Below are 26999 nucleotides of genomic sequence, written 5' to 3'. Positions count from 1 at the left end.
CGCTATCGCGACCCGCCTACCGCAGCGGTGAGGCGGCACGAACTATCGCCCCACGATCGTCGATGCGCTTCCCAACGTCGGCAAGAGCTGGAACAGCGTAGGGTCGGCGTGCAGAGAAGGACTTCGCGCCCGCCGCGGGTCTCCTGTCACCTGCCGCCGCGATCAGGCGAGTACCACGCTGCACGTTCACCGACCTGCTCCAGGAGGTTCGATCATGTCCAAGGACTCGACGAGCAAGGCGAACGTCAAGAAGAAGGGCAAGACGATCAAGGAGAAGCAGACTGCGAAGCGCCTGAAGCGCGACGAGCAGAACGGGCAATCCTCAAACATCGTGTCCACCGGGCGCTGACGCCGGCAGAATCGCTCCATTCTCCGAGTACGGCGATGACGGTGGGGACTGACAATCGTCACGTCCCCACCTGCCGCTGCTGCCGTAGAACCGCGGGCCAGTCGCAGAGTCCCAGAGGATCCGGCGGGCGCTGGGACGCCGAGCGAGGACCAGCAGACCGCGGATGATGAGCTACGCCCCATTCCGAGATGAGAGCCGCAGGCAAAACCGCTGCGGTGGAGCTGGCTGACGCAGCGAGCATGAGGTCCCCCACCGCCCACCGACGCCGCTCCCGCTCGCGTTGGGCACCTCAAGAATCCGCTGCGGCCTGGTGCTGCGGGGCGAGCACTCTGCCGGTCATATTCCGGTCACAGGCGGATACGAACAGCCCTTCAATGAGACCGGCATCAGGATGGGCCACCACCACCAGACCAGCGCAACGCCGCAACCGCCCGCTGGCGGTCCGCGGCGCCGCCGTCGGCGAGACCGTTGACCTCCGCGGGCTATCTGGCCACGATCATTCGTACCACCATCACGTACGCCGACAGACCGCACCGGATCGCCTACCCATCAGCCGAGCATGGGACGCTCAAGCTCCGTGACCAACGGGGCACGCCGCGTGGCCCCGGACACTACCGCCACAGCCCGCGCTATCCCTGGCAGGACAGCACCGCCCCCGATCCCACACCCCTTGTGCCCGGAGGAACGCAGACCATGGACCACGCATCTCAGCTCATCCAGGAGCGGAGTGCCCCGCCGGCCACGCTGGTGATCTTCGGCGCCTCCGGTGACCTGACCCGGCGTAAGCTGCTGCCCGCCATCGAGAGCCTGGCTCGGCATGAGCGGCTCCCGGACCAGTTCGCGGTGGTCGGCGTCGCCCGTACGTCGATGACCGACGAGCAGTTCGCCGAGAGCGCCCTCGGCGAACGCACCCTCGCCAGCAAGCGGCAGCTCCTGGGCGGCGTGCGGTACGTGGCCGGCGGCTACGACGACCCGGAGACCTACAAGCGGCTCGTGGAGACCCTCGACGAGTTGGACGCACAACGGGGCACGTCCGGCAACCGCCTCTTCTACCTGTCCACCCCGGCCGGGGCCTTCGAGCCGGTGATCAACGGACTGGCCGCTGTCGGGCTCAACCAGCCACGCGAAGGCTCCTTCTCCCGCCTGGTCATCGAGAAGCCGTACGGGCGCGACCTGGTCACGGCCCGCGAGCTCGACGGCGTCGTGCACAGCGCGTTCGACGAGCACCAGGTCTTTCGCATTGATCACTATCTGGGCAAGGACACCGTCCAGAACGTGCTGGCGCTGCGCTTCGCGAACTCGATCTTCCAGCCCATCTGGGATCGCTCCTGGGTCGACCACGTGCAGATCACCGTCGCCGAGACCCTCGGCGTCGGCAGCCGCGGCGGCTTCTACGAGGACGCCGGCGCGATGCGGGACATCGTGCAGAACCACGTGCTCCAGGTCCTCGCGCTGGCACTGATGGAGCCACCGGCCTCATTCGAGGCTGAGGGCCTGCGCAACGAGAAGGTGAAGCTGCTGCAGGCGATCCGGCTCCCCACCGACCGGGACATCGCCGAGGCCGCGGTCCGGGGCCAGTACACCCGGGGCGGCACCCGCGAGGAGCTGATGGCCGGCTACCGCGAGGAGCCCGGCGTCGACCCCCTGTCGCGGACCGAGACCTACGCCGCGATGCGGCTCAACGTGGACAACTGGCGGTGGGCCGGAGTGCCGTTCTACGTCCGCACCGGCAAGCGCCTGCCGGCCCGGCTCACCGAGGTGGCGCTGCAGTTCCAGCGGCCGCCGCACCTGCCGATCCCGACCGACCAGCTCACCGGCCTCGACGCTGACGCGCTGATCCTGCGGATCCAGCCGAACGAGGGCATCTCGCTGCGCTTCGGCGCCAAAGTGCCGGGCCACTCCTTCCGGGTCCGCACCGCCACGATGGAGTTCTCCTACGACCAGACGTTCGTCGAGGAGTCCCCGGAGGCGTACGAGCGTCTGCTCCTGGACGCGCTGATCGGTGACGCGTCGCTATTCATCCGCAGCGACGAGGTGCAGCAGTGCTGGCGGATCGTCGACCCGATCATCGACAACTGGGAGAAGGACAACTCGCCGATCCCCACCTACGAGGCCGCCTCCTGGGGCCCGACCGACGCCGACCGGCTCATCGGCCGGCACGGCCGCAAGTGGCGCAACTCCGCGTGACCCTGCCACAACGAGTGTGACCGCGCTGCTGAGCCCGATCGCTTGGTCTCACCATCGACTCGCAGCGCGGTCCTCTCAGTGGACCGGTCACCGACGTCCGCCCGCTGACGCTACGGAACTGGTTCGGCCGGCCGATGAGGCTCGCGACGGCTTCTACCGCGCCGCGCGAGGCAGCCTCGGTGTCCCCGGCGGCGGCTGCGGCAACGCCTTCAGCTACGACAGGGTCACAGGCCGGTTCGCCCGTCGATGCACTCGCGCAGGAGGTCGGCGTGGCCGGCGTGCCGCGCATACTCCTCGAGCACGTGGACAAGCACGTCGCGTGTGCCGTGGCTGCCACCGTCGACCGGCACCTCGCGGCCCAGGTCGGCCTCCTCGAGGGCGTCGAGCCATTCGTCGGCCTTGGCGATCTCGGCCTTCCAGGTTGCGAAGGCGTCCTTCACCATTGCTGGGTCGGGGACCGCGCCCCCGAAGTCCCCACCCGGGTCGTCCTCGTGCTGGTAGAGGAGCGGTGCGTCGGTCCGCCCTTGCAGCACACGCTGGAACCAGTGGTTCTCCACCTGAGCCAAATGGCGCACCAGGCCGAGCAAGCTCAGGGTGCTGGGCGGTATCGGGCGTCGGCCGAGTTGCTCGGCGTCCAGTCCGTCGCACTTCATCTCTATGGTCAGACGGTAGTTGCCGAGGTACTCCCGGTAGGTCGCCTTTTCGCCGACGGGTTGACCGAAGGTTCTGGGGTCGTCCTCCGGTGCGGTCCACAATTTGCTCACGGCGCCACCCAATAGCGGGCGGACTGCACCAGTCAAGCGATTTGCGGTGCCCCAATGTCGACGGCCGCCAGGAGGAATTCGATCGCCGCTCGCTCGTCGGCTAGAAGCGAATGTTGACGCATCCGCGTCTTCGTCCAGAGGTTCGAAGTCGGTCGCCAGCGGCTCGGGGACCGCGGATCCCAAGCGGAGTCAACGTGTACCGCATCAACCGAAGTACGACGTCGCTAGACCTGAGACTGCGAGACCTCCCGTACAGGAAGCTCTCGCGGGGGCACTGCTGGCGCGGGTGTCCCGTCACGGGACATCCGTCACTGTGTGATCGCTGGGGGCACCGACGGGTCAGGGCCGGCGTTCGGGCTCTCGTCCGGCGAGTCGCCGAGGGCAGCGCCCGTCGCGAAGAGCAGCCGTTGGACCGCCTCGTGTACCGTCCTCTCCGCGACGTTGTCACCGCTGATCTCGATCCGCAGCGGATCCTCGCCGGCCCGCGACGCGGTGAGCGTAAGCGACCGGCGCCGGTCCCGGCTGAGCCACAGTCGCATCGCGGTCACCGCTCCCGCCACCACGCTCGGCCCACCGAGCGCGATCACCAGCTCCGTCCACTGACCCTTGCGGCCGACCACCGGGGTGCCCTCCTCGGTCGCCCGCAGGCCGTCCACCTCGCGCAGATCCATTACCAATTCGGCGCTCGCCGCTTGCAGCGGCTCGTCATCGGGTGTGAGTGTGGACAGGCCGGGAAGCAGCACGATTCGAGCGGATGGCATAAAGAGACCTCCGGACTTGCTACTGTGGTCGGTCGGTAGCTAGCCGTAGGGTAAGGCACTCACCGCAGGAACGTGGGCCAGGAGCCGCCGATGTATCGGGCACTTCTCGTGTGCAACTCCCTGTACGAGGCCGACCCGAAGCTGCATGCCCTGCACGGCCCCCGCATCGACGGACGTTTGCTCAGCGCCGCGTTGACCGACGACGAGATGGGCGTGTTCGCCTCAGAGCACGTATCGATCCTCTTTGATGCCTCACGCGCCGAGATCGCTGAGGCGGCCAACCGGTTCTTCAGCGACGCCGAGCCGGACGACGTGCTGCTCTTCTACTTCAGCGGGCACGGCCGCAGCCGAAACCAGAAACTCTATCTCTGTGCCCGGGACACAACGTCCAGCCTGCTGCCCGGTACCGCTGTCTCCAACGACACGCTCAACGACATCATCGGCGATTCATTGGCCCGAGCGAAGGTGATCGTCTTGGACTGCTGCCACAGCGGTGCGTTCAAGGGTCCGGTCGCCGTCGAGCGGCTGCTAGCCGGCAAGGGCCGGTTCGTGCTCACCGCCACCGCCGCATCAGAGACGGCTGCTGACGCCGATGGTGAGGACCTGCCGAGCCCGTTCACCAACGCACTGGTCGACGGACTGCTGCACGGCGCCGACGACAAGGACGGCGACGGCATGGTGGATCTCGCTGATCTGTATGAGTACCTGCAAGCCGCCGTGCGAGGCTCGTCGGAGCCTCGGCACCGCTTCGACGGGTTCGGCAACGTGCCGATCGCCCGGCGGCCCGTGTCAGTCGCCGCCGACCTGCCCGACGGGCGCAGTGAAGCCGAGCGACTTTCGACGCCCCCCGAGGACTCGGATCACCCGTTCCTGGATGGTACGACTACCGCCACCGTCCTCAGCCCGCGGCGGGTAAGTCGGTTCCGTGCGGCCATGCGCAAGGATGTGGGCCGCTCCGTGCCGCGTCGCGGGTCGGCCGCCGACTTCATGCGGGCCGCCCTTCTGATGCGCGAGGGCCGGCTGACCCGGGCCGGTGCGCTGCTGTTCGGCGAGGATCCGACCGCGGTGGTACCCACCGCCACTGTCCAGTGCACCCATTACCACGGCCCCGGCAAGGACGCGCCGATGGACAAGCGCACCTTGGGAGGGACGATTCCCGAGCAGATCAAGCAGGCCCGTGACTTCGTCGCTGAACTCGCTCGACTCGGCGAGGTGCCAACTACGGGCGCGGCCGTCACCGAGCCGGTCTACCGCTACCCGATGATTGCCGTCCGCGAGATCATCGCAAACGCGCTCGCCCACCGCGACTACCAGCAGCGCGAGATGTGCGTACACGTCCGGGTCTTTTCCGACCGGATCGAGGTGACCAGCCCAGGCACCTGGGCGGGAGCCGAGTTGGCCGACGACGAGCAATGCCCGCTCAGCGAGCTGCGCAGCGAGTCGCGGCAGCGCAACTTCTGGCTAGCGCATGTGCTGAGCTGGAACAAGTTGGTAGAGAGCGAAGGGGCCGGAATTCCCCGGGCGGTCGCGGATTGCCGCCAGCAGGGCGCCGCCGGGCCGATCGTGGCTCGTTCCGGGGAGGCGGTCACGGTCAAGATCTTTCCGTCTGCCCCGCTCGGCTCGACCGTGTTTCCGGACGACTCCGCGGTCAGGCTGACGGGCGCGCTGGCCGACCTGCACGGCAGGGGTGCGTCGTCGATCAAGGTCTACATTTCGGCTACCCAGAAGGACCTACTGGACCATCGGGCCGCCGTGCACACAGCGGCTCGGCGTTTGGCGATCGACGATGTGGCCATGGAGGCGTACGGCACCCAAGTCCAGTCACCCCTGGAACGCTGCCTCGCCGACGTACGACGCAGCGACGTCTACGTAGGGCTGTTCGCCTGGCGGTACGGGTACCGCCCGCCAGGCCAGGAATCCTCCATCACCGAACTCGAGTATCGGGAGGCAATCGCCGCCGGCAAGCCCTGCCTGATCTTCCTGCTCGCGGAGGACACGCCCTGGCCGGTCGACATGATCGACCGGGATGCCGACTGGCAGCGGATCATCGCGTTGCGCCGCGAGCTCCAGGAGCGCCATCTCTGCGCCTTCTTTTCCAACGTGGACGACCTCGCCGCCAAGGTGACCGTCGCACTGGCCGACGTACGCAGGCATCGACCTCCGGGCCGCGAGTCCGCCGACCCGGACACCCACCTGCCGCAGGCCCTACGCAGCCAGTACTACCAGCAGTTGGCGATGAGGTACCGGGCGATGCACTTGGACGCCGTCTCACCGCGGCCCACCAGCGGCTACCTCACCGTCGGGCTGCCCGAGGTGTTCGTGGAACCACGGGTGCACGAGGATGCCCGGCCGGAGATGCCCCTCGCCTGGTGGCGCTGGGCCAGCTCCACATCCGACGGCGATGCTGGTGGGCTGCCCGGCGTGGTGGACCCGGAAGATGTGGAGCGGCTCTGGGACGAATACGCGGCCAAGGACGAGCTGTCGCTGTTCGACGTGGTGTCCGACCCGGGCAGGCGCACGATCGTGCTGCTGGGCGACGCCGGTTCCGGCAAGTCCGCGGCCGCGCGGTACCTGACGCTGACGTTGGCCGGCGTCTGCGTCGAGCCTCGACTGAGCGCGCTGGACCGGTATTTACCCGTCCTGATCGAGCTGCGCTCCTACGCCACCCATCACGGGGACGGCCGGTGCGACGGCTTGCTCGACTACGTCGGCCACCGCCACCAGCAAGGGCTCGCCGGTTTCGACCAGGACGTGCTGGAGGCGTACCTGCGCCAGGGCGGCCAGGCGTTGTTCCTGTTCGACGGCTTGGACGAGGTGTTCGACCCGGCGCAGCGGGAAGAGGTGGCCGCGCAGATCGCCACGTTCGCCAACGAGTACCCGGGGGTGCTGGCAGTGGTCACCTCACGGGCGGTCGGCTACCAGCGGCACACCTTTGCCAACGCGGGCTTCGACCATTTCACCCTGGAGGATCTCGACGACGAGCAGATCGCGAGGTTCCTCGGCAACTGGTACCGCCATGTGATGCCCACGCCGGCTGTCGAGGCAGAGCGGCAGCGGCGGCAGATCCTCGACGTGGTGGGCAGTTCTCGAGCGATGCGCGAGATCGCCGGCAACCCCCTGCTGCTGATGCTCATGGCGATCGTCGGCCGGGGTCACCCGCTGCCCCGCAACCGACGCCGGCTCTACGCGCACGTCACCGACGTACTGATCTCCGAGTGGGATGTGACCAAGCAACTGCGCGAGAGCCACGGCGACGTGCCGTCGCTGGACCTGCAGGCGAAGCGTCGACTGCTGCGTCACCTGGCGTATTGGATGCAGTTCCGCGAGTCCGGCCCCGCCGGAAACTACATTGAATCCGACGAACTCGCGCGCATCTCCCGGGACCACCTCGTCGCGTTCTACGGTTTCGAGAATGAGCGGGCGCTCGCCATGGCCTACTCGATGATCGACAAATTGCGGCAGCGGAGCTTCATCCTGGAACGATACGGACTGCGACTGTTCGGGTTCGTGCACCGCGCGTTCCTGGAGTTCTTCTGTGCCGAGGAGATCGTGGACAGATGCGAGCAGGACCCGACCACCTGGGACCTCGATCGTCTGCGTTCGCTGTTCCGCGAACACTGGGCCGATCCGTCGTGGCGGGAGGTGCTTCGACTGGTCGCCAGTGCCCTGCCCGCCCAGACCGTCAACAAGCTGGTCACCCTGCTCGCCACCGAGGCCACTCAACCGTGGCCGCCGCTGAACCTGACCGGGCCGCCGTGGAACCTGGTGCTGGCTGCGCAGTGCGTGGCCGAGGCGCCGCAGCCCGCCGAACTGGCCGGCGCGGGCACCGCCGTGCTGCGCCAGGTCGTGCGTCTCATCGAGCATGGCATCTCCGCCGACGACCCGAACCTGGTGGACCTCACTGAGCAGGAGCTGCTGTCCCCGATCCGGGCGCTCGGCCCGAGTTGGCCCGGCCGGGAGATCTTCCTGCACTGGTACCGCCGCCGCGGGGTCCGGACCAGTTGGCGATCCGGCTCTCCCTTCGCCACGCGGATCGCCGCGGTGCTGTCCACCACCAAGGAGCAAATGGAGGAGCTGCTGGTCAGGGAACTCGGGCAGAGCCCCGATCGACAGGCTGGCGTCACACTGGTCGCCGGGCTGGCCGAGGCGGCTGGCCAGCTGGACACCACGAGCCGCGGCCGCCGGTACTGTCGGGACCAACTGCTCGTCCAGGCACGGGCAGAGGCCTCCACGGCGGTACGGCAAGCCGCGGTACGGGCATTGGTCGCCCACTTCAGCGCCGACCCCGACCTCATCGACATGCTCCGCGGCCTCGCCGATTCACCTGACCCGGCGGTACGCGCGATCGCCGTCCAGTCCCTCGGCGGGGTCGAATCGTCCGAGGACATCCGCCAGTTGCTACTGGCGCGTGCCACCGAGGACCGGGACGCAACGGTACGGCGGGCCGCTGCGGAGATACTCGCCGCGCGGCCCGACCTGCCGGGCGTACCCGAGATGATGCAGCGGCTGCTGGCCACCGACACCGACCCCGGTGTGGTGCAGTGCGTGCTGAAGGGTCTGTTGGTTCTGCCGCAATACGCCGAGACCGCAGGAGCCACGGCGTTGCTGCGGGTCAACGGCCATTCCCCGGACGAGGTCCGATGCTGCATTCTGACCGAGCTGCTGCCGGAGCGACCCGGCCCGGAGAACACCGAGCTGTTGCTGAAGCTGGCCTGGTCGGACACGTCCGCGCGGGTCCGCGCGGTGGCCGTGCGGCGGTTGGCGCTCGTACCCGACTCGCAGGGGCGCTGCCGGGCCCGATTGATCGACCAGATCGAGCAGGACGGGGAGTCCTCCGTGCGGGCCGCCGCGGTCGCGGCTCTGATCGACCGGGACCGCGCCGACGACACCGGGTGGACCGTGGTGGCCCGCACGGCTCACGTCGACGAGGACGCGACGGTACGCCTCGCCGCGGTGCGCGCGCTGGCCAAGGCCTACCCCGACCACCGCACCGGGGAACTGCTGCTGGAGAGCGCCCGCAGCGATCCGACCGCGAGCGTCCGGCTCGCTGCGGTCGACCTGCTCACCGGGCGACCGCTGTTCGGTCACGCGACCCGAGATCTGCTCATCAGCCGAGCCTCCCAGGAGCGGGACCCGATCGTCCGGCTGCGGGTCACCCGTAGCCTGGCCCGTCTCGCCGACCCACCGGACCCTGAGGTGCGGGAATGCCTCGCCGAGCAGGTCCGCCGGGACCCCGACCCCAACGTGCTGCGCGCGGCCGCACAGGCCCTCGCCGGCCACGGCGACACCGACGGCCTGGTGGCGACGCTGTGCCGGCGGGCCCGCAGGGACAGCTACGCAGGCAGTCGGCTGGCCGCAGTGCAGGCCCTCTGCACGGACGGGAGCCCTGACGCGGTGACCGACGTGCTATTGGAGTGCATCGAGACCGACACGGAGCCGGCCGTGATCGACGCGGCGCTGCACCGTCTGACCCAGCCGGACCTGGCGCCAATGGCCGCGGCGGTCAGGACGCGGCTGATGCGCCGCCTGGCCGACGACGACCCGGCCGTCCGCGCCCGCACCGCCGCCGCGCTCGGCGAACACTTCGGGACCGATCCCGCGGTGCGCATGCTGCTCGTGGGGCTGATCCGCGACGACCCGGACCTCGATGTCCGACGCCGGACCGTGGAGCAGCTGGCGACCATGCTGACCGACTGGCTGGAGGGTCGCGAGCTGCTGATTCGGCTGGTGGACCACGACGACTGGGAGATCCGCCGGACTGCGCTGCTCGCGATGGCGCGCCACAACGGTGCGGACCCCCGGACCCGCACCGTGCTCGTACGCCTCGCCCATCAGGAAGACGATGACACCGTCCGCTGGTTGGCCGGGCAGCTGCTGGCCACGCTGCCCGGTACCAGCCCCGACGATTTCCCGTGACCGGCGTCGGTCGCGCTGCAGGCGGGTGGCGACGGGGCGACTTTTAGCTCAAACGATCATTCGAGTCCGCGCCACCGCCCACTGGTCCCCATGTGGTCCCCAGCCCTCAGGTGTAACCCAAGGACGTAGAGCCCTGTTGCTGGGTCCCACCGCGCCCCGCTCCCCCGCCATCGGGGTCGTGCCGTCACCAGAAAACAGCGTGCGCCCGCCCGTCGCGACTCGCCTACCCCGGGCAAGGGGTTCGTCTCGGTGGGCCGCCACGGACCGACGCCCGACGTGGGATACGCCTAATCGGCGCCATCCCGCTCAGCTGACGATCAGCCCACCTCGGTCCGGCGCCAGGCGTTCGGAACCCGTCTTTGTCACGAGCCCTCTCCGCCGGAGGCGCCTCCGCGAGGCGACGCGGTGCGCGCTCACGCCGATGAGCGGATGTCTATGCCTGCGCGCTCTCCGGCGGTTCGACGCGCTGCTGTGCTGGATGGCGACGCTGGCCATTGGGCAGATCGGCCTGCCGATGGTCTGATCGAAATGACTCAACGGGACCGGTGCGTCGGTCATTCGGTATCGCCTGGGTGGGAGCGGATGTCAGGCGGATCAGGGTGATGCTGTAGGCGACGATCCACACGACCCAGATCAGCCAGCCGACAAGGCCGAGGAGACCGACCGGACCGGGGTCGTCGATGACCAGGGGGCTCAGCACGGCCGAGCCGAACTGGAGCGCGGCGGCCAGCAGGCCGATCCCGCCGTGCCAGCGGCGGATCAGGCCGGCGCGTCGGCCGCTGATGGACAGGCCGGTCATGGCCAGTGCCAAGAAGGTGCCGTTGAAGATGAACAGCGCGTTGTGCAGTGCCCAGAGTCCGGCGATCGTGCTGCTGTCCTGCGCGGTCGTTGACGCGAGCGCGAGCCGCGCGGCCATCACGCCGGTGAAGGTTATGTTCTGCAGGATCACCCCGGCGAATCCGACCAGGGACCAGGCTGTGCCTTGCTCGCGGTCGGTTCGCCACAGCACGGAGACCGCGCCGGCGCCGAAGAGGGTGGCCAGCACCCAGGCGATCGGTGCGAGTGCTGACGCGAGGCCGACGGTGTCCTGTTGGGTGGTGAAGAACTGGACAACGTCGTTGGTCTCCGCACCGGTGTGGGGCAGGCCGGCTGGCACCAGGAAGGCGTTGATGGAGACGATGAGGATGGCGAAGCCGAGTCCGGCGAGTCCGGCGATCCGCGAGAACGTCCAGGTGCTTCCGACGCCAAGTTTACGCGACATGTATTCAATATAAGGCACGAAAACCGAAAGGGGCAAGTCATGACCGCCGAGACAGGCAGGCGCAGGTACGAATCACTGCGCCGGGCGGCGCAAGCGGCAGAGACCAGGGGTGAGATCTCCAGCGCCGCTCGTCGACTGTTCCTCTCCCGCGGCTGGGCGGCGACCACGGTACGTGACGTGGCGCGGGAGGCCGGGGTCTCGGTGCCGACCGTCTACGCGGTGTACGGGAACAAGACCGGGCTGATCCAGGCCCTGGCCGACGCGGCAGACATCGCCGCGGATCCATCGCAGTCGCTCGCCGAACTGGATGGGGCCGAGAACGATCCGGTGCGGCAACTCGCGGCGATGGCCGGCTACGACCGGCGCCTCTACGAGCGCGCCGGTGACATCATCGCGCTCGTGCGCGAGGCGGGCCGCACCGAGCCCGAGCTGGCGACGGCCTACCGCGACGGCCGTCAGCGGGGGGACGAGACCAGGATCCAGGTGTTCTCGTCGTGGCCGGGCGGCGTTCTCCGGCAAGGATTGGACATCCCGTCGGCCGTCGACATCTACGCGGCGATCTGCAACATCGACGTCTACACCACACTGACCGACGAACGCGGCTGGCAACCCGATCAAGTCGAACGCTGGTGGACCGAGGTCCTGGCCCGCGAACTCCTGAGCTGACGTGTCAGGAGGCGCCTTATGACAGGCCGTCCTGGTACGGAAGATTACGAGGTAGACGACGACCACGAAGGCCACGCCACCTCGTCCCACGGGCACCGCATCCGAAGCCAGGCGGGTACTGGCCGCGACTGACCGTCGGCAAGCCGGTCGCAAACCACTCCCAGCGGTTACGGCGCTCTTGCCGGCGCTCCGGAGGGAAATCCTTGCCCCAGCGCAGTGTGGACAGGTTGATCGGCACGTTCACGACCACGGTCGTGACGATGCCCGTGGCCCAGGTCGCGGCTGTTGCATTGCCCGAGTCCAGGGATACCGGTCCGCAGTGTCATGGTCCAGGCCGCAGGCATGGACGAAGGTCGCGATCAGCGGGGCGCGCGGCAGGGTGTTGCGCGCCCAACATCCAGATAGCGAGGCCGGTCCGAAGGGGAGGGTGATGTTCCGTCAGCACGACGCGGCTCGATCCCGAAACCACCGCCGCGATCGCAAGCAGTCCCGGCTACCGGAACGGTATTGATCGATGTCTTGACTCTATACGCCGCCCTGCTCATGATTTACTGCGGCCGTTCAACAGTGAGGGTCAATGTGATGACGCAGGGAGAACCACCGGCAGGAGGCCCCACATCAGCCGTCACTCTCAGCGAGCTAGGAAAAAATGGCCGACTCGCGCGCGCCGGTCGAGGCACGAGGGACTGGCTGACACGTAGGGCCCATCGGCGGGAACTGAGTATCGCGAGCCTCGGTTCGGTGCTCCTCGCTGTCGCGATGATCTGGCTGATTCCGCCGTACGCGATTCGCATGCTGACTGCCGGCGCCAGGACTGTGCCGATCGCCGACCCGGCCCACACCATCGTCGGTGACGTGGGTGACCCGACGGCCCAAGCATGGCTGGTGGGATGGGGTGGCCACGCGCTCACCCACCGTCTGCGTGGCCTGTGGGATACCAACGCTTTCTATCCCGACACGTACGGCCTAGCCCTGAACGACAGCCTGCTCGGCTATGCCCCGGCAGGGCTGATAGGCAATGGTGTAGTCGGCGCCGTGCTGCGCTACAACATCCTGTTCGTGCTGGCATTCGCGCTCGCCTTCCTCGGCGGCTACGCGCTCCTGCGCCAACTTGGCGCGAATAAGGTCGCCGCCGCGGTAGCCGGGGCCGCCCTCGCCTACGCGCCCTGGCGCTACGGCCACGACGGACATCTGAACATTCTCTCCACCGGTGGTATCACTCTGGCCCTGGCGATGCTGGCGCGCGGCCACGGACTCTCGTTCACCCGCGGCTACCTTGCCGAACGAGTCCGGCCGGGGTGGGCGTTCGCTGGCTGGCTGGTCGCGGCCTGGCAGGTCAGCCTAGGCTTCGGCGTGGGGCTGGGATTCGTATACGTCCTCGCCGCCCTCTGCCTGATCACACTGACAGCCTGGCTGATCCACCGCCCACGCCTTAGCCTCCGGCTGATCGTCAGTGATCTGATCGGCGGGCTGATCTTCACCGCGGTGACCGGATACTTCGCGTACGCGTACCAACACGTGCGCGAGCTCAACCCACAGGTCACCCGGGACTGGGACTACGTTGCGCATTTCTCCCCGACACTGCGCGGACTTCTCGTGGCGCCGCAGTCCTCGCTGCCCTGGGGCACCCTGCACAACGACGCCCGCACCGCTCTCGGTAACGTACCGACTGAGAAAGTGCTGCTATGCGGGTACGCGCTGTATCTACTGGCCTTCGCCGGCCTGTTCCTATCCCGCTGGTCACCGGTGCAACGGCTTCTGCTGCTGTTGGGGGCGGTCGTCGGAGTGTTGTTCGCGCTGGGCACGAACGGGCCGATCTACCGCCTGCTCTATCTTTACGTGCCCGGGTTCGATGGATCCCGTACACCAGGCCGCTTGATCTTGTGGCCCACTCTCTGCCTGGCCATCCTCGCGGCCGGCCTGGTCAGCCACCTGGCCGAGGTGGCTCGCAGGGACGCCACGCCGGAATGGTCGGTGAGAGCGCCACGGCTACTGACCGTTCCGTTGCTGGTCCTCGTGCTAGCTGAGGGCCTACCTGACCTGGACCACCCCCAAACCCCAGCCAAACCGGCCGCGATGGCGCTAGCCTCCGCGCACGCTCCCATCATGGTATTGCCGTCCAACGACGGAATCGATCTCCACGTCCTCCTTTGGTCGACCGACGGTTTTCCCACCATGGTCAACGGTGCGGCCAGCTACACCACACCCAACCGTCAGGCGATCCGCGACGTTATGGCGACCTTCCCCAGCAAGCCGGCCTTGGATCGGTTGCACCAGCTCGGCATCCGCAGCGTCGTCCTGCTGCGCGACCGGGTCTACGGTACCCCGTACGAACCACTGCTTGACGTCCCCGACGTACCCGGCATCACCCGCCATGACGTCGGGCCAGACGTGGTTTTCACCATCGACACCAACACCAAGAACCCCTAACGAAACGCTGTTGGGCGTGTCCTCGGGACACGAGGATCGTTCTGTCTGAACGTGAGGAGGGGTGAGCAGCCGCCGTGGATCGTCTCGGACGAACTCTGGGCCGAGATCGAACCACTGTTGCCACCCCGACCACCACGCCGGCACCGGTTCCCCGGGCGTAAGCGCCTCGACGACCGCAGAGTGTTGTGCGGAATCCTGTCCATGCTTCACACCGCGATTCCGTGAAGGTTCCTGCCTCAGGAGTCGGGGTTCGGCTTTGGGAAGACCTGCTGGCGGGGGTTGCGGGACTGGAACGACGCCGGAGCATGGCAACGACTGCACGAGATCCTGCTCGGCAAGCTGCGGGCCACCGATCAGCTGGACATGTCGAGGGCGGTGATCGACGGCTCGCACATCCGGGCGCTTGCCCGACCGAAGGTCTGCTACGCCGACAGTGCCGCGTCGATCGCGCTGATGAGGATCTGCTCCATGCCGTCGGGGGATGTTGCTGTCGGTTTTCCTTTGAGGTGCCCCAACCAGCCGTAGACCGTCATCGAGCCGCCGGCGATGCCCGGGAAGTCGCTGTCGATCCCGCCGGCGTACGTCGACGTTCTCCGCAACAGTTCATCACTGGGGAGGTACGCGCCTACCTCGTTTGCGTAGCCGGCGAACAGCAGCCGGCTCGACGTGCCGTATCGCGCCCGGAAGTAGACGGCGTATCCGGAAACGATCTCGCCGCCGGCCAGCAGAAGCCGGAGGTCCGGGCTGCCGGTGAACCTCCAGGACTGGACGGGCACCGGGATCGACGTCGCGAACGTGCCGGCGTCGATCTGCGCGATCATCTGCCGCGCGTGCCGCCGGTAGTAACCCGGCAGGGAGACATTGTTCGACCGCACGGTGTAGGCCGCGGACACGTTCCGAAGATTGCCCGCGGTCAGCGTCACATCCAGCGGCAGGCTCACCTCCCGGTAATGGGTCGTCGTCGGGCCGGCGACCGGCCGACCTGGCCGCAGCAACGCCGTCGTGACGGCCTGAGCGAGTTCGGCGCCCCGCAGGCTCCGCTGGGCCCAACCCCGCGCACCGGCAGGGTTCTGGTCACCGGCCGGCCCGAGAAGGAACTGGGCGAAGGCGCCGGTCGCCTTCTCGATCCGGGTGACCGCGTCCCCCGGGTAGTCCGGGTCGAACATGGTCTGCGACCCCGCCACCACCGGGTGGCACCCGTAGCTGAACAGCACGGCCAGCGGCTCACCACCCGGCGTACGAGCCGTGAGGACAGGCACGTCCGACTCGACGTACGGCAGACTTTCCCGGTTGTACGAGAAGTGCTGGTCGACGACCTGGTAGTCGAGCGTGCACGGCGTCCGCGGACCGTCGAGCGTGTCTCGGACCAGTTGCACGATCCGCGCGGCCAACTGGTCGCCGTAGGCACGCACCTGTGCCTGCTGGGCCGAGTCCATCGCGTACGAGATGAACGGGTCGAGTTTGTCGGGGAGCACCGGGCCGTTGTGCGTGTGCGTGGCCGTCAGCGCGAAGTTCTCCGACGCCAGCCCAAGAGCGACCACCTGGCTGCGGATCGACCGGTGCAGGCCACGCGCGAAACCGAGGACGTCGACGGTGACGATGACGTGGGGCACCCCCGCGTGCCAAAGGATCGTGCACCGCGCGAACAACGGCGCAGCGGCCCCGGTCGCCTTGCGGGGCACGTCGACGCCGTAACCGGCCAGGTACGTGCCCGCCGGTGGAGTGATCTCCACCTTCCCGACTGACAGCTCGGTGCCCGTCGCACCCCGTGCGGCGCTGCCGACGAGGCTCTGGCCCACCAGCGACGCGGCGACGAGGGACCCACCGGTGAGCAGGCGGCGACGACCAACGGTCAGCGGCCGATCATTCGGTGTGTCGCCCTCGGCCGCCTGCGCCCGGAATTCCGACGTGGTGGCAGGCCTGAATCTGGACATGGTCATTCGGCAACGATCTCCCCCGTGAGACGCCGACGCGCGACCGCCGCCCCGCACCAGCATTGGATGGGCGAGCGACAGGCATCAGTATCAAGTTGAGGGAGATCATGGCGCACGCCAGGACCGTGGTCAATCGTCGCCTGCCATCTGCATCCCGCAGCACGGTTCGCTCACGGTGCGCGCGGACTGTATTGGCAGGGCGACACGACCGATTTGCCCCACCGCCGATGACGATGCTGAACACCTACGGCTCGACGCAAGATGCGGTCCGAGCCGTCGGCTGGGGCGGAAGCCGCGGCCTGGTTGGGTCAGGGCCGCACCCGCGAAGCCAAACGATGCGCAGGGATGACGAACCTGGTTGCCGACCCCGGTAAATGGGGAGTTTTCGGGGCGGTTCAAAACCTCATAGACAAACTTAAAGACCTGACCAGCGTTCCGCTGGTCAGGGCCTTGTCTGTCGGGACGGCCGGATTCGAACCGACGACCCCTTGACCCCCAGGACGTCTTGGTAAGCGTTCCCGCACGTCACGTGCGCTATCCCGAAGATCAGGCCGTGTGGCTGCCGGCTGTCATCGCGCATGCCGTGTGGTCCCCGCCTGGCCCCTGAATGCTAAGCGGCTTACCGCCCCCGGCTTCTCGGGGCTGGGGCGGTAAGCCGTGTGACCGGCTCTCCGCGCATGCACCCTGGTTGTCGGCAACAAGCCGCGACGCGGCGCGGCAACGTCTGGCTTGTGGTGGTCGGCCGTTGGGCGGGTTTCGCTAGGTCTGCTGGCGGATGGGTCATTGCTCAGAGATGCGGTTCAATGAGCGGTCAGCTTTTGGTGATCCGGTCGTGTCGGGGAGTGACGGTGAGCTTTCGGGGCCAGCCGTGGTCGCGGTGGTTTGTGGCCCTGTTGTTCATTCTGATGGCGGTTGTGACCACGGCGGTGGCGTTGGCGGTCAACGCGGCGAGCAGTGACGAGCGGCGGTGGCCGTGGGGCCTGCACATGATCCAGGACTACCCGTTCCCTTCGGTGTTGGTCCTGACGGTGGTACTCGCGATGTTGAGCATCATGGTGGTGTCGGTGCCGCGCGAGCGGGAAGCTCGTACCACTGGCGCTTCAGCCCTGGTCACGTCCATTGTCGATGCCTCGCCGGCCTCAGGGGACGGTGGGCCACCCAGCGGTACCGGTGTGATAGGTGCACCGCTAGGGGAACTGCCGGTCGTCGTCCGGGGACGCGACGGTGTAGTCAGTGACCTCGTGGCACCGCCTGGCGCCTATTCGCCGCAGGTTCGGGTCTTGGTGGGGATGGGTGGTTGCGGGAAGACCACTGTGGCGTTGGCGGCGGCGCGGGAGGCTCAGGCGTCCGGCTGGCGGGTGTGGTGGGTGTCGGCGGTGGACAGGGCGACATTGGTGGCCGGCATGTCGGCCGTGGCGCGGGAGGCGGGGGCGTCGGCAGAGGAGGTGACCAGCGCCGATTCGGATTTGGCGTTAGCGGGGGTGGTATGGGGGCAGCTCAATCGACTGTCCGGCCACTGGTTGTTGGTCATTGACAATGCCGATGCGCCTGAAGTGTTGGCCCCGGGCGGTACGAGTGTGGCGGGTGGTAGCGGTTGGTTGAGGTCTGCCGGTGCCGGGGTCGTTGTGGTGACCACCCGAGTGACTGATCGGGCGGTGTGGGGGCATCGGGCAGGGTGGTTCTTGCTGGGTGAGTTGGATCAGCAGGCGGCGGCGTTGATGCTGCTGGACCGGATGGGCCGTGCGGACGAGCCCGAGCTGATTGAGGCGGCGACGGCGGTGGCGGATCGGTTAGGCCGGCTGCCGTTGGCAGTGCACCTGGCGGGGTCGTATCTGGGTTCGGGCATGGCAGTGGTAGGGCTGGACGGCTACCTGCATCTGTTGACGGATCGCTCGCTGAGCGTGGTGGATGAGGGCGCGCCTGGGTGGGGGGAACAGGATCCGCGTCGGCTGATCATGTCGACGTGGGAGATCTCGTTGGACGCCTTGGAGCGGCAAGGCCGCGTACGGGCGCGCACCCTGTTGCGCGTGTTGTCGTTCCTGGGACCGGGCTCGGTGGTGCCGATGCCGATGCTGAACCCCTCGGTGTTGTCGGAGGCGGGGCTGCTACCCGATGGGGATGAGGGCCGCGCGGAGATGGCGGCCGGGTTGGCGGGCCTGCGGGCGGTGGGCCTTGTCGACGGGGCACCAGCCGGGGTGGATGGTTCTGGCGATGGACTGATAGTGCATCCGCTGGTGGCCGAGGTGTGCCGATGGCGAGCCGCGCGCGACGGGCAACGATCGTCGCTGATGGCGGCGGCGGCCGGAATGGTCGTGGCCGCGAGCGCACGGTTGAATCCGGCTGATCCTGCCGACTGGAACGGGTGGCAGGTGGTCGCCCCGCACGCGAGAGTAGCGCTCGGTGTGATCGCCGAGATGAGCGAAGACCTGATTGCCCGTGTGGTCGGTGTCAACAATGGTTTGACGTACCATTACACCGCTCACGGTTCGTATCCGGCGGCTATCGACCAAGGCGAAGACGTCGTCGCCGCTGCCGTCGCAAGAATGGGTGACGAGCACCCGGACACGCTGATGTCGCGGAACAACCTGGCTGCCGCCTACAGGGCCGCGGGGCGGTTGGGTGAGGCGATCCCGTTGTACGAGGCGACGCTTTCCGTGCGTGAGCGAGTGCTGGGTGACGAGCATCCGGACACGCTGATGTCGCGGAACAACCTGGCTGCCGCCTATCAGGCAGCAGGCCGGCTGGGTGAGGCGATTCCGTTGTACGAGGCGACGCTGGCCGCGTACGAACGAGTGCTGGGTGACGAGCATCCGAACACGCTGACGTCGCGGAACAACCTGGCCTACGCCTATCAGGCAGCAGGCCGGCTGGGTGAGGCGATCCCGTTGTACGAGGCGACGCTCTCCGTACGTGAGCGAGTGCTAGGTGACGAGCACCCGGACACGCTCACGTCGCGGAACAACCTGGCCTACGCCTCCCAGGCAGCGGGGCGGCTGGGTGAGGCGATCCCGTTGTACGAGGCGACACTTTCCGTACGTGAGCGAGTGCTAGGTGACGAGCACCCGGACACGCTCACGTCGCGGAACAACCTGGCCTACGCCTATCAGGCAGCAGGCCGGCTGGGTGAGGCGATCCCGTTGTACGAGGCGACGCTGGCCGCCTACGAACGAGTGCTGGGTGACGAGCACCCGAACACGCTGACGTCGCGGAACAACCTCGCCACCATCTACAACGCGGCGGGCCGGCTGGGTGAGGCAATCCCGTTGCACGAGGCGACGCTCTCCGTACGTGAGCGAGTGCTAGGTGACGAGCACCCGGACACGCTCACGTCACGGAACAACCTGGCTGCCGCCTACCAGGCAGCGGGGCGGCTGGGTGAGGCGATCCCGTTGCACGAGGCGACGCTTTCCGTACGTGAGCGAGTGCTAGGTGACGAGCATCCGGACACGCTGTTGTCGCGGAACAACCTGGCTGCTGCCTACAGGGCCGCGGGGCGGCTGGGTGAGGCGATCCCGTTGTACGAGGCGACGCTTTCCGTGCGTGAGCGAGTGCTGGGTGACGAGCATCCGGACACGCTGATGTCGCGGAACAACCTGGCCTACGCCTATCAGGCAGCGGGCCGGCTGGGTGAGGCGATTCCGTTGTACGAGGCGACGCTGGCCGCGTGCGAACGAGTGCTGGGTGACGAGCATCCGAACACGCTCACGTCGCGGAACAACCTGGCTGCCGCATATCAGGCAGCAGGCCGGCTGGATGGGGCGATTCCGTTGTACGAGGCGACGCTGGCCGCGTACGAACGAGTGCTGGGTGACGAGCACCCGGACACGCTGACGTCGCGGAACAACCTGGCCTACGCCTATCAGGCAGCAGGCCGGCTGGGTGAGGCGATCCCGTTGTACGAGGCGACGCTCTCCGTACGTGAGCGAGTGCTAGGTGACGAGCACCCGGACACGCTGATGTCGCGGAACAACCTGGCCTACGCCTATCAGGCAGCGGGCCGGCTGGGTGAGGCGATCCCGTTGTACGAGGCGACGCTGGCCGCCTACGAACGAGTGCTGGGTGACGAGCACCCGAACACGCTCACGTCACGGAACAACCTCGCCGCCGCTTACCGCCTTCGGGACGACAGCATGTAGCGCTGCGGCCGCCCGGAGACGGCCGAAGGCCGCCCGGCGAGCAGGCCGCGGGCGGCGCCGCAGTTGCACGGCTCCTTGGTCCAGAGAGCGAACGATTCGGCAGCCATTCCGGCTTGACACTTGAGACTTGACTACCGGTCAAGCAGAGCTAGGCACGCTCCAACTTGACTGATCTTGGTCCCCCAGACGGCGAAAGGGCCGACCCGATCTCCGGATCAGCCCTCTGACCTGCGTCGGGACGGCCGGATTCGAACCGACGACCCCTTGTTACAATCCGTAGCCATCCTGCCCTTGTCATTGACTATCAGAAGTAGACATTGAGCTGCGCAGACGTGATCAGGCAATGATCGTCACTTGTCACTGGTTGTCAACCATGCGCGGGGGTTTTCGGGGGTAAACGGGGGGCCGACAGAGGCGTCGCCAGTCCACCGCGTCCCGCTCCTCCATCAGCAGAACGCTCGTCACCAAGGGAGCAGTGCGCCTCCTACCCATTCGCTACACGCTGGCCGCAGGCATGGGGGTCGTGTCGGTGGGGCGAGATGAACCCCAACTACATGATCAGAATTGCTACTGAAACCTGCAATTGTGCTGACCATCGGCTTCCATGTCCCCGCTGTCGGAGGCCGGATTCGGGCCGCCTCGGCGCGGACGAGCGGCTCGTGAGGCACCGTCGCAGGCTCAGCAGTCACCCGATCTATGCCCGGACATCGACCCGGGTGCCGTCGGTGAGCGTCAGGCCCGGACCGACGGCCGTCTGCTCGACGTGGCTCGTCGGCGGAATGACCAGGAGGAAGCCTCCGCTGAACGCTCCGCACAACACACCGGTGACTCGTCAGGGCAGGGCCGCGTGCGTGTAACAGGAGGTCTTCTGCCGCAGGCCGGCTGGTGTCGGCGTACGCCCGGGCGAAGTGGCAGGCTGCTGTGGTGTCTGCAGAGCCGCGCAGCGACTACTCCTGGCTGTTCGACCTGGTGGCGACCGATCCGGTCATCCGCCACCTTGCGCTTGCCCGCCACCAGGCGTTGCTCGCCGCGGCGAACGGCGCGCTGCACCGCTCGAATGCTCTGTGGGCAGCTCATTACCGGTCGAGATCCAGCCAGACCCGCCTGGGCGCGGCATTGGACCAGGCGAGCGCCGATTTCCGGTGGCACCAGGAACAGACAATCTACGGGCCCCTCCACGCCTTCCGGGACGCCGCGGACGGTGACGATGCCACCCGCGCGCTGTGGGCACCGATCGCCGCCCTGTCCCTGCGGTGGGAGGCGGAATATCCCGATGAGTGGGGAGCGCCGGAGTCGTGGATGTGGTCCCGCTGGGGAACCAAGGAGGCCGTTCTTCGCCGTTTCGATCGCGCCGGTTGCCCGAAGAACATCCAGCCGGAAATCGCTGAGTTGATCCTTGCCGCGTTGCGGCGCCCGTATCGGTGCAAGGACTGGATGTACGCCTGCCTGGTCCGCCACCTCGACGACCCGTTGTTCTTCCACGGGGTGGAGATGCTGGCTTCGGCCGATGACCCCTCGGTCCGGATCCGAGCGCAGTTTGTTCTGCAGGTGGCCACACACCGCGAGCAACGGACCACCCGCACGAGTTGGCGACGTTGGCTCAAGGCAGCCGGCTGACCGCCTGGCTGTTGATACGGACAAATCGAGGGTACGGGCGTCCGCACCCTCCAGCCTGCGCCGCACCGCCAGCCATCCTGATTGCCGACGCCGAATTTTTCAGGTAAGCAACACGGCGCCGTCTTCGAGGCGCACCATGGTGCGCGAAGATTGCCGGCCTCCTCTCCGACCTCGAAGTCAAGACATGCTGGCAGTTGGCCGAGCAGGCCGGGCATGGTCGTCCGGACGCGATGCAGCGGCTGCTCTACCGGGCGAAGTGGGACGCCGACGCGGTACGTGACGATGTGCGCAAGGTCGTCGTCGACCGGTCGGTGACTGTCGGGCTCGGAAATCGGGCTTCGGCTACGCCGCCGGCGAATACTGGTTGATCAGGCCACCGAGGATTGGGCGTCGCTGGACCCGGGCGGTGGTCAGGTCTACGACCTTCGGCGGCCGACTCGGTGGCTGCTGGTCCAATGAGCCCTTTTCATCGTGACGGGGCTGGTCACGGCGGTGGGGTGGGGGCAGGGATCGACGTAGGGCGAGGCTCCCGGCAAGGCAGCAGTCGACCAAGATCCGATGCCCCAACCGGAAGCCTCGCTGTTGTCCTACCCTGCCGCGATTCCCCTGTCCGACCGCACCCTCATTTGCCTCGCTGACCTGATCCGCAACCACCGAACGCAGGTGGAGAATGGCGCAGCGCTTGGCTGGCGGTTCAACAAGTTTGACCCGAGTACCAGGCGTTGGATACGGCGTTGGCGCCGCCGATGTCCCACGTTCCCGGGCCGATGCACCAGGTCCAGTCGTCGCGGGGCCACGTCGCGTCGACGTAGATGAGCACATGGGTGTTCCCGCAGTGGTTGTACCAGGCCGTCACCGCGTCTTCGTAGTAGCCGCAAACCTGCGCGGCGACGTCCTCGCTGCCGGGCTTGGCCTGCTCCGAAACCGCGGTGGTTTCGGGTTGGGACAGGCGGGAGCCGGCGCCCGGACTTGCCTGTGCCACGGTCCCGGACAGGGTGAGTGCGCCGAGGATCGCGGTCACTGCCGAGATCCGAAACGCCGTTCTGTACCACATTTTCACAATGGTCTCCTGTCAGCCGCCGCTGCGGCCTAGATGATGGTGCTGGCTGCATGAAGTGATCGATGTACTTCCTCGCGCTCCTTCCATCGCGAAAACACGGACCGATGTAACACGCTCAAGTGAACCTTCTTCCGTAAGGCGGAATCAGATTCAACCCTGACTGAGCGGACTTCCTAAGATAAGAGTGCACGCCACAGCCGGGTCTGTCGTTACTGGTAAGCGCACAAGTCTTTAGTCTGCGCGTACTCTCGCGCACTGCTCGCGGAACTGGCGTGGCGAAAGGCCGTAGGCGCTGCGGAACGCCTGGCTGAAATGCGCCGGGCTGGTGAACCCCCACTGGGCGGCGATCGTGTGGATCGGGCGCGCGCCTAGTTGGGGGTTGGCGAGGTCGCGTCGGCACTGCTCCAGGCGACGCTCGCGGACCCAGCCGGCGACCGTGCGCCCGTCCTCGTGGAACAGCTTGTGCAGGTATCGCAACGAGATGTGATGCGCTGCGGCGATCGCGTCCGGTGTCAGGCGCGGATCGCCCAGATTCTCTCGGACGAAGGCGTAAATCTGAGCCATCAACGCTCGCCGCTGGGTGTGGGAGGGCACCGCGCTTTGGACGTCCAGCGCGTTGGCCAGTGCCGCTGTCAACACGTCAATGGTGAGGGTGGACAGCCGGGCGGCGTCCGACGGGCTGAGTTCGTCCATGTGCCGGGCAAGGCGCAGCAGGAATTGCGAAGATAACGCGCCGATGCCTTGGGCGCCAGGGATGCGAACTGCGCTCAGGCGTCGCAACTCCCGAGGCGGCAACGGCAGTAACGAGCGCGGGAAGCGCAGGAGCAGCAGCTGACTAACTGGCGCATCCGGGGTGAATTCGGCTACGTAGGGCCGGGAGGTGTCATACAGTATCAGGTCCCCCACGCCGAAATCTGTGCGCTGGCCGTCTTGCGTGATCATGCCGCCACCGCGCACAAGGCAACCCAGCTTGAACACCTCGGGATCGGCCTGCCGAATGAGCTTGGGAGTACGGTGGACCGAGTGCGGCATCGTGGTCATTAATGTCGCCTGCACGGGACCGAACTCGCTGATTCCGACCTGAGCCCGAAATCCGGGCTCCCACTGCGATTCACAGCGTAAATCGTAGGGCACCCAGAGCTTCGAGTTTACCTCGCGCCAGAAGGCGAACCCGTCTTCAACCGGGACCTCGGTGGTGCTGACTACGTCCATGACTCACCTTCGTGCTGTCGCTGCAGGGGTCAGACCACGATAGCTTGGCGTCGATATGGCGGCGTTGCGATGTTATGGCGCGGGTCAGGCATTGAGGGCTCTTCATCGTGATGGGTCTGGTCGCGATGGGTGGCAGGCAGCGTGTGTCGACATTGGACGAGGCTCCCGGTAAGACAGCCGTCGACCAAGACCCGATGCCCCAACCGGGAGCCTCGCTGTGCTGTCTTACCGTCTGCGGTCGCGCTGTCCAGCCGCACTCTGAACCACCTGGCTGACCTCATCCGCGCCGAACGCACCCGCCGCCGCGGCCGGTGGCGACGTCTTGATGCCGGCAGGCCCTGCTCACCCTGGCCCATCTGCGTAACGGTGACACCATCGCTCGACTGGCCTGCGGCTTCGCGGTCAGCGTCACCACGGTCTGGCGGTACGTCCGAGAAGCCATCGACTTGCTCGCCACGCGGGCCGAGGACCTGAACGCGGCCATGCGGCGCATCGCCAGGATCGCGTACGCGATCCTGGACGGCACCCTGATCCCGATCGACCGAGTCGCGCGGCGGTGACCACCGCGTCGAAGGCCGCCGTAAATGTCGTGTCCCGGTCGCGGAGCAGGAACCGCAGTTCGGCCACCCGCTGGTCGAGGTCCATCAGCAGGTTGCGCGCCTGCTGCGCTACCCAGGCGTTGTTCGGATGGGCGGTCACCCCGACGACGTGGACCTGGCGGGTGGCGATCTCGACGAAGACCAGCACGTAGACCCGCTTGAACAGCACGGTGTCGGTTCTCCGCCGCCAAGCGCAGCACCAGCCCACGGACCCGGTTGTCGACGGGCGGCCGGCCCGGCCGGGCATGCGGGTAGGTCCATCGTCGGGCGACCAGCTCCCGATGCCACCGAAGCAGTGTCGCTGGGGTGACGAAGAACGCCGACCAGCGCGGGCGGGGCAGCAGCCGCGACAACACCGCCAACACCACCCGGTCGGCGGGTTGAAGATCTGGGCGGTGCACCTGTCGGCGCAGCACCGCCACCTGATGCCGGAGTACCAGGATTTACACGTCCTTGGCCCCACCATCGCAGGCGAGCTGGGACAACGTCTGTAGAACCTGGCGAAGCAGCAGGTACATCAGCGATGTGCTCATGGCCTTCATCGTGTCGGCCAGGTCGATGTCGAGCGAACTGCAGCTCAGCCGGCGTAACCCAATTCTCGAGCCCCACAGGACGTCCGGCATGATCAGCTCGCTACAGGTTTCGATGCGTCTCGGTAACAAGCTGAGCTACATCAGTATGAAGAACATGGAGCTCACCCGGCTGCTCACCTAGCCGGCGAGGATCCGGGCGACGGCGGTGCTCAGCACGCGTACGCCGCGGGTCGAGCCCGCCTCCAGCCCGGTCAGGTCGCGCACCCGGGTCAGCCGGTAGTCGAGCGTGCGCGGGTGGATGCACAGCGCGGCCGCGGTGTCGAGCCGGTTCATGTCGTGCTGGTAGTAGGCGTCCAGCGTGGCGACCAGGTCGGGGCCGGCGTCGAGTTGCGCTCCGACCACCTGGAGCCACTGCCCGACCTCCGCCAGTCGGGCGGCGCCCAGCTCGGCGAAGACGTCGGTGACCGTGTACGCGTGGCGCGGCACGGCCCGCACCGGTGCGACCTCGCTGACCTGCCGGGCCAGCGCCACGGCGTCGCCGAACGCGCGCACCCGCCCAGGCGCGGTGCCGGCCGCGCACGGCCGGCCGGTCATCGAGGCCACGTCGCGGGCCAGCGCGAGCCCGCGCTCGACCGCCGGCTGCCGGCCGCCCGGCGAACTGGGGATCAGCGCGACCACCTCGTGCGGCTCCGGCCAGCTCAGCGGCATCCAGTGCGTCTTCAGCAGCGCGCCGGCGAACTCGTCCCGCGCCGCCTGGTCCGGCCCGGGCGACCCGCCGGCCACCCGGACCACCGTCGCGACGACGTGGTCGGGGACCGGCATGTGCAGGCCGCGCGCCAGCTCGGTCGCGCTGTCGTCGCCGGCCAGCAGCATCACCGTCAGCAGCCGCACCTGGGCGACGGTCGCCAGCGCGCGCCGCTGCCCCTCGATCCAGCCCCGGGTGTACGCGCCCTGGGCGGCCAGTCCCGCGGGAGCCAGCCAGGCGAGCGTGTGCATCGTCGCGGCGATGTCGTTCGGGCCGGCCGCCTCGTACACCTCGCGCAGCGTCAGCCGGGTGTGCACGAGCAGCACCTGCCGCTGCGCGGTCAGGGTGAGTCCCTTCTCGCCGCGCTGGCGGCCCATCGCGGCCATCAGGTCCAGATCCTGCACGTGGAACGGCGCGCTGTCCGCCGCGAGGTCGACCGTGCGCTGACGGAGGAAGACCGCGAAATCGAGCATCTCCGACCGCACCTGCGGCATGGCCGCGAGGTTGCGGTATTCCAGCAGCTCCTCCTGGTAGGCGTCCACCGCCCGGTGGGCGTTGTCGGCCACTCGCTGCCGCCAGAGGCTGAACAGACCGCCCATGCCGGTCAACGGTAATCGATGCGTTCCGGCCACGCCGCCCGGTTGACGCGGACCGGACAGCCTTGCGGACATTCGCAAGAACCGGGGTACGCCGGCGACCCGGTTCTCGCTCTGTCACGAAGACCCGGCCACCGGCACCCTGGAACGCTTCGCCATGGACGTCGGACGACGGCCCGGCCGGGTCGGGCGCGACCAGGTACGCGCCCCGGCATCCGCAGATCGCACAGCAA

15 protein-coding genes and 3 pseudogenes are annotated in these 26999 nt (G+C 67.7%); 11 read left to right on the top strand and 7 right to left on the bottom strand.

The features are described from left to right. Nucleotides 1-214: 214 nt before the first annotated feature. Nucleotides 215-349 (top strand): hypothetical protein, encoded by a 135-nt coding sequence (locus OHB44_RS13700; protein WP_258395732.1) that lies wholly within the window; start codon nucleotides 215-217, stop codon nucleotides 347-349. 693 nt (nucleotides 350-1042) lie between these two features. Then, entirely contained in the window at nucleotides 1043-2536 is a 1494-nt protein-coding gene (gene zwf / locus OHB44_RS13695) for a glucose-6-phosphate dehydrogenase (RefSeq protein WP_330440922.1), read from the top strand. A gap of 224 nt (nucleotides 2537-2760) precedes the next feature. Here zwf and OHB44_RS13690 read toward each other — a convergent pair whose 3' ends face one another. Next, entirely contained in the window at nucleotides 2761-3300 is a 540-nt protein-coding gene (locus OHB44_RS13690; protein WP_330440921.1) for a DinB family protein, read from the bottom strand. A 308-nt stretch (nucleotides 3301-3608) separates the two neighbouring features. Further along, a complete protein-coding gene (locus OHB44_RS13685) occupies nucleotides 3609-4061 on the bottom strand; it encodes an effector-associated constant component EACC1 (protein WP_330440920.1) in 453 nt (150 codons plus the stop codon). Between the two features lie 90 nt (nucleotides 4062-4151). Between OHB44_RS13685 and OHB44_RS13680 the strand changes: the two genes are divergently transcribed. Then, a complete protein-coding gene (locus OHB44_RS13680; protein ID WP_330440919.1) occupies nucleotides 4152-9977 on the top strand; it encodes a caspase, EACC1-associated type in 5826 nt (1941 codons plus the stop codon). 433 nt (nucleotides 9978-10410) lie between these two features. Here the strand turns inward: OHB44_RS13680 and OHB44_RS13675 are convergent, their stop codons facing one another. Next, nucleotides 10411-11238 carry a hypothetical protein gene (locus OHB44_RS13675; protein ID WP_330440918.1) on the bottom strand — a complete coding sequence of 276 codons (828 nt, stop codon included), beginning with the start codon at nucleotides 11236-11238 and terminating at the stop codon, nucleotides 10411-10413. Between the two features lie 39 nt (nucleotides 11239-11277). On the opposite strand from OHB44_RS13675, the gene OHB44_RS13670 reads away from it, so the two are divergent. The 3 genes from OHB44_RS13670 to OHB44_RS33485 all read left to right on the top strand — a co-directional run bounded on the left by OHB44_RS13670 (nucleotide 11278) and on the right by OHB44_RS33485 (nucleotide 14559). Further along, nucleotides 11278-11904, top strand: coding sequence for a TetR/AcrR family transcriptional regulator (locus OHB44_RS13670; protein WP_330440917.1), 627 nt, complete (start codon nucleotides 11278-11280; stop codon nucleotides 11902-11904). A 741-nt stretch (nucleotides 11905-12645) separates the two neighbouring features. Continuing rightward, complete coding sequence (locus OHB44_RS13665; protein WP_330440916.1) at nucleotides 12646-14334, top strand: hypothetical protein; 1689 nt, start codon at nucleotides 12646-12648, stop codon at nucleotides 14332-14334. Nucleotides 14335-14385: 51 nt separating this feature from the next. Continuing rightward, nucleotides 14386-14559, top strand: a complete 174-nt coding sequence (locus OHB44_RS33485) for a transposase (protein WP_353962153.1) — start codon at nucleotides 14386-14388, stop codon at nucleotides 14557-14559. A 197-nt stretch (nucleotides 14560-14756) separates the two neighbouring features. Here the strand turns inward: OHB44_RS33485 and OHB44_RS13660 are convergent, their stop codons facing one another. Then, entirely contained in the window at nucleotides 14757-16274 is a 1518-nt protein-coding gene (locus tag OHB44_RS13660; protein WP_238685088.1) for a hypothetical protein, read from the bottom strand. A gap of 797 nt (nucleotides 16275-17071) precedes the next feature. On the opposite strand from OHB44_RS13660, the gene fxsT reads away from it, so the two are divergent. The 4 genes and pseudogenes from fxsT to OHB44_RS13640 all read left to right on the top strand — a co-directional run. Next, the gene (gene fxsT, locus OHB44_RS13655; RefSeq protein ID WP_330440915.1) at nucleotides 17072-20404 is read left to right on the top strand and encodes an FxSxx-COOH system tetratricopeptide repeat protein; all 3333 of its coding nucleotides are present in this window, start codon (nucleotides 17072-17074) and stop codon (nucleotides 20402-20404) included. A gap of 924 nt (nucleotides 20405-21328) precedes the next feature. After that, nucleotides 21329-22021 carry a hypothetical protein gene (locus tag OHB44_RS13650; protein ID WP_330440914.1) on the top strand — a complete coding sequence of 231 codons (693 nt, stop codon included), beginning with the start codon at nucleotides 21329-21331 and terminating at the stop codon, nucleotides 22019-22021. Between the two features lie 149 nt (nucleotides 22022-22170). Beyond that, a pseudogene (locus tag OHB44_RS13645) lies at nucleotides 22171-22329 on the top strand (IS701 family transposase); the annotation flags it as partial. A gap of 271 nt (nucleotides 22330-22600) precedes the next feature. Then, a pseudogene (locus OHB44_RS13640) lies at nucleotides 22601-22684 on the top strand (IS5/IS1182 family transposase); the annotation flags it as partial. Between the two features lie 31 nt (nucleotides 22685-22715). Here OHB44_RS13640 and OHB44_RS13635 read toward each other — a convergent pair. Then, nucleotides 22716-23042 carry a DUF6355 family natural product biosynthesis protein gene (locus OHB44_RS13635; protein ID WP_196930466.1) on the bottom strand — a complete coding sequence of 109 codons (327 nt, stop codon included), beginning with the start codon at nucleotides 23040-23042 and terminating at the stop codon, nucleotides 22716-22718. A gap of 270 nt (nucleotides 23043-23312) precedes the next feature. Next, a complete protein-coding gene (locus tag OHB44_RS13630; protein ID WP_266302935.1) occupies nucleotides 23313-24293 on the bottom strand; it encodes a helix-turn-helix domain-containing protein in 981 nt (326 codons plus the stop codon). 243 nt (nucleotides 24294-24536) lie between these two features. Here OHB44_RS13630 and OHB44_RS13625 point away from each other — a divergent pair. Then, nucleotides 24537-24844 (top strand): annotated as a pseudogene (locus tag OHB44_RS13625) (helix-turn-helix domain-containing protein); the annotation flags it as partial. A 758-nt stretch (nucleotides 24845-25602) separates the two neighbouring features. On the opposite strand, the gene OHB44_RS13620 reads toward OHB44_RS13625, so the two are convergent. Beyond that, a complete protein-coding gene (locus OHB44_RS13620) occupies nucleotides 25603-26769 on the bottom strand; it encodes a PucR family transcriptional regulator (RefSeq protein WP_238685094.1) in 1167 nt (388 codons plus the stop codon). Nucleotides 26770-26999 lie beyond the last annotated feature (230 nt).

The organism is Micromonospora sp. NBC_00821, from assembly GCF_036347035.1.
Lineage (GTDB): Bacteria > Actinomycetota > Actinomycetes > Mycobacteriales > Micromonosporaceae > Micromonospora > Micromonospora hortensis.
This window is presented reverse-complemented; position numbering and strand designations above follow the sequence as displayed.

Excerpts from the sequence above, each read along its gene's own strand:
- OHB44_RS13700 (WP_258395732.1), top strand. The coding sequence starts at position 215 with ATGTCCAAGGACTCGACGAGCAAGGCGAACGTCAAGAAGAAGGGCAAG.
- zwf (WP_330440922.1), top strand. The coding sequence starts at position 1,043 with ATGGACCACGCATCTCAGCTCATCCAGGAGCGGAGTGCCCCGCCGGCC.
- OHB44_RS13685 (WP_330440920.1), bottom strand. The coding sequence starts at position 4,061 with ATGCCATCCGCTCGAATCGTGCTGCTTCCCGGCCTGTCCACACTCACA.
- OHB44_RS13680 (WP_330440919.1), top strand. The coding sequence starts at position 4,152 with ATGTATCGGGCACTTCTCGTGTGCAACTCCCTGTACGAGGCCGACCCG.
- OHB44_RS13675 (WP_330440918.1), bottom strand. The coding sequence starts at position 11,238 with ATGTCGCGTAAACTTGGCGTCGGAAGCACCTGGACGTTCTCGCGGATC.
- OHB44_RS13670 (WP_330440917.1), top strand. The coding sequence starts at position 11,278 with ATGACCGCCGAGACAGGCAGGCGCAGGTACGAATCACTGCGCCGGGCG.
- OHB44_RS13660 (WP_238685088.1), bottom strand. The coding sequence starts at position 16,274 with ATGACCATGTCCAGATTCAGGCCTGCCACCACGTCGGAATTCCGGGCG.
- fxsT (WP_330440915.1), top strand. The coding sequence starts at position 17,072 with ATGAGCGGTCAGCTTTTGGTGATCCGGTCGTGTCGGGGAGTGACGGTG.
- OHB44_RS13630 (WP_266302935.1), bottom strand. The coding sequence starts at position 24,293 with ATGGACGTAGTCAGCACCACCGAGGTCCCGGTTGAAGACGGGTTCGCC.
- OHB44_RS13620 (WP_238685094.1), bottom strand. The coding sequence starts at position 26,769 with ATGGGCGGTCTGTTCAGCCTCTGGCGGCAGCGAGTGGCCGACAACGCC.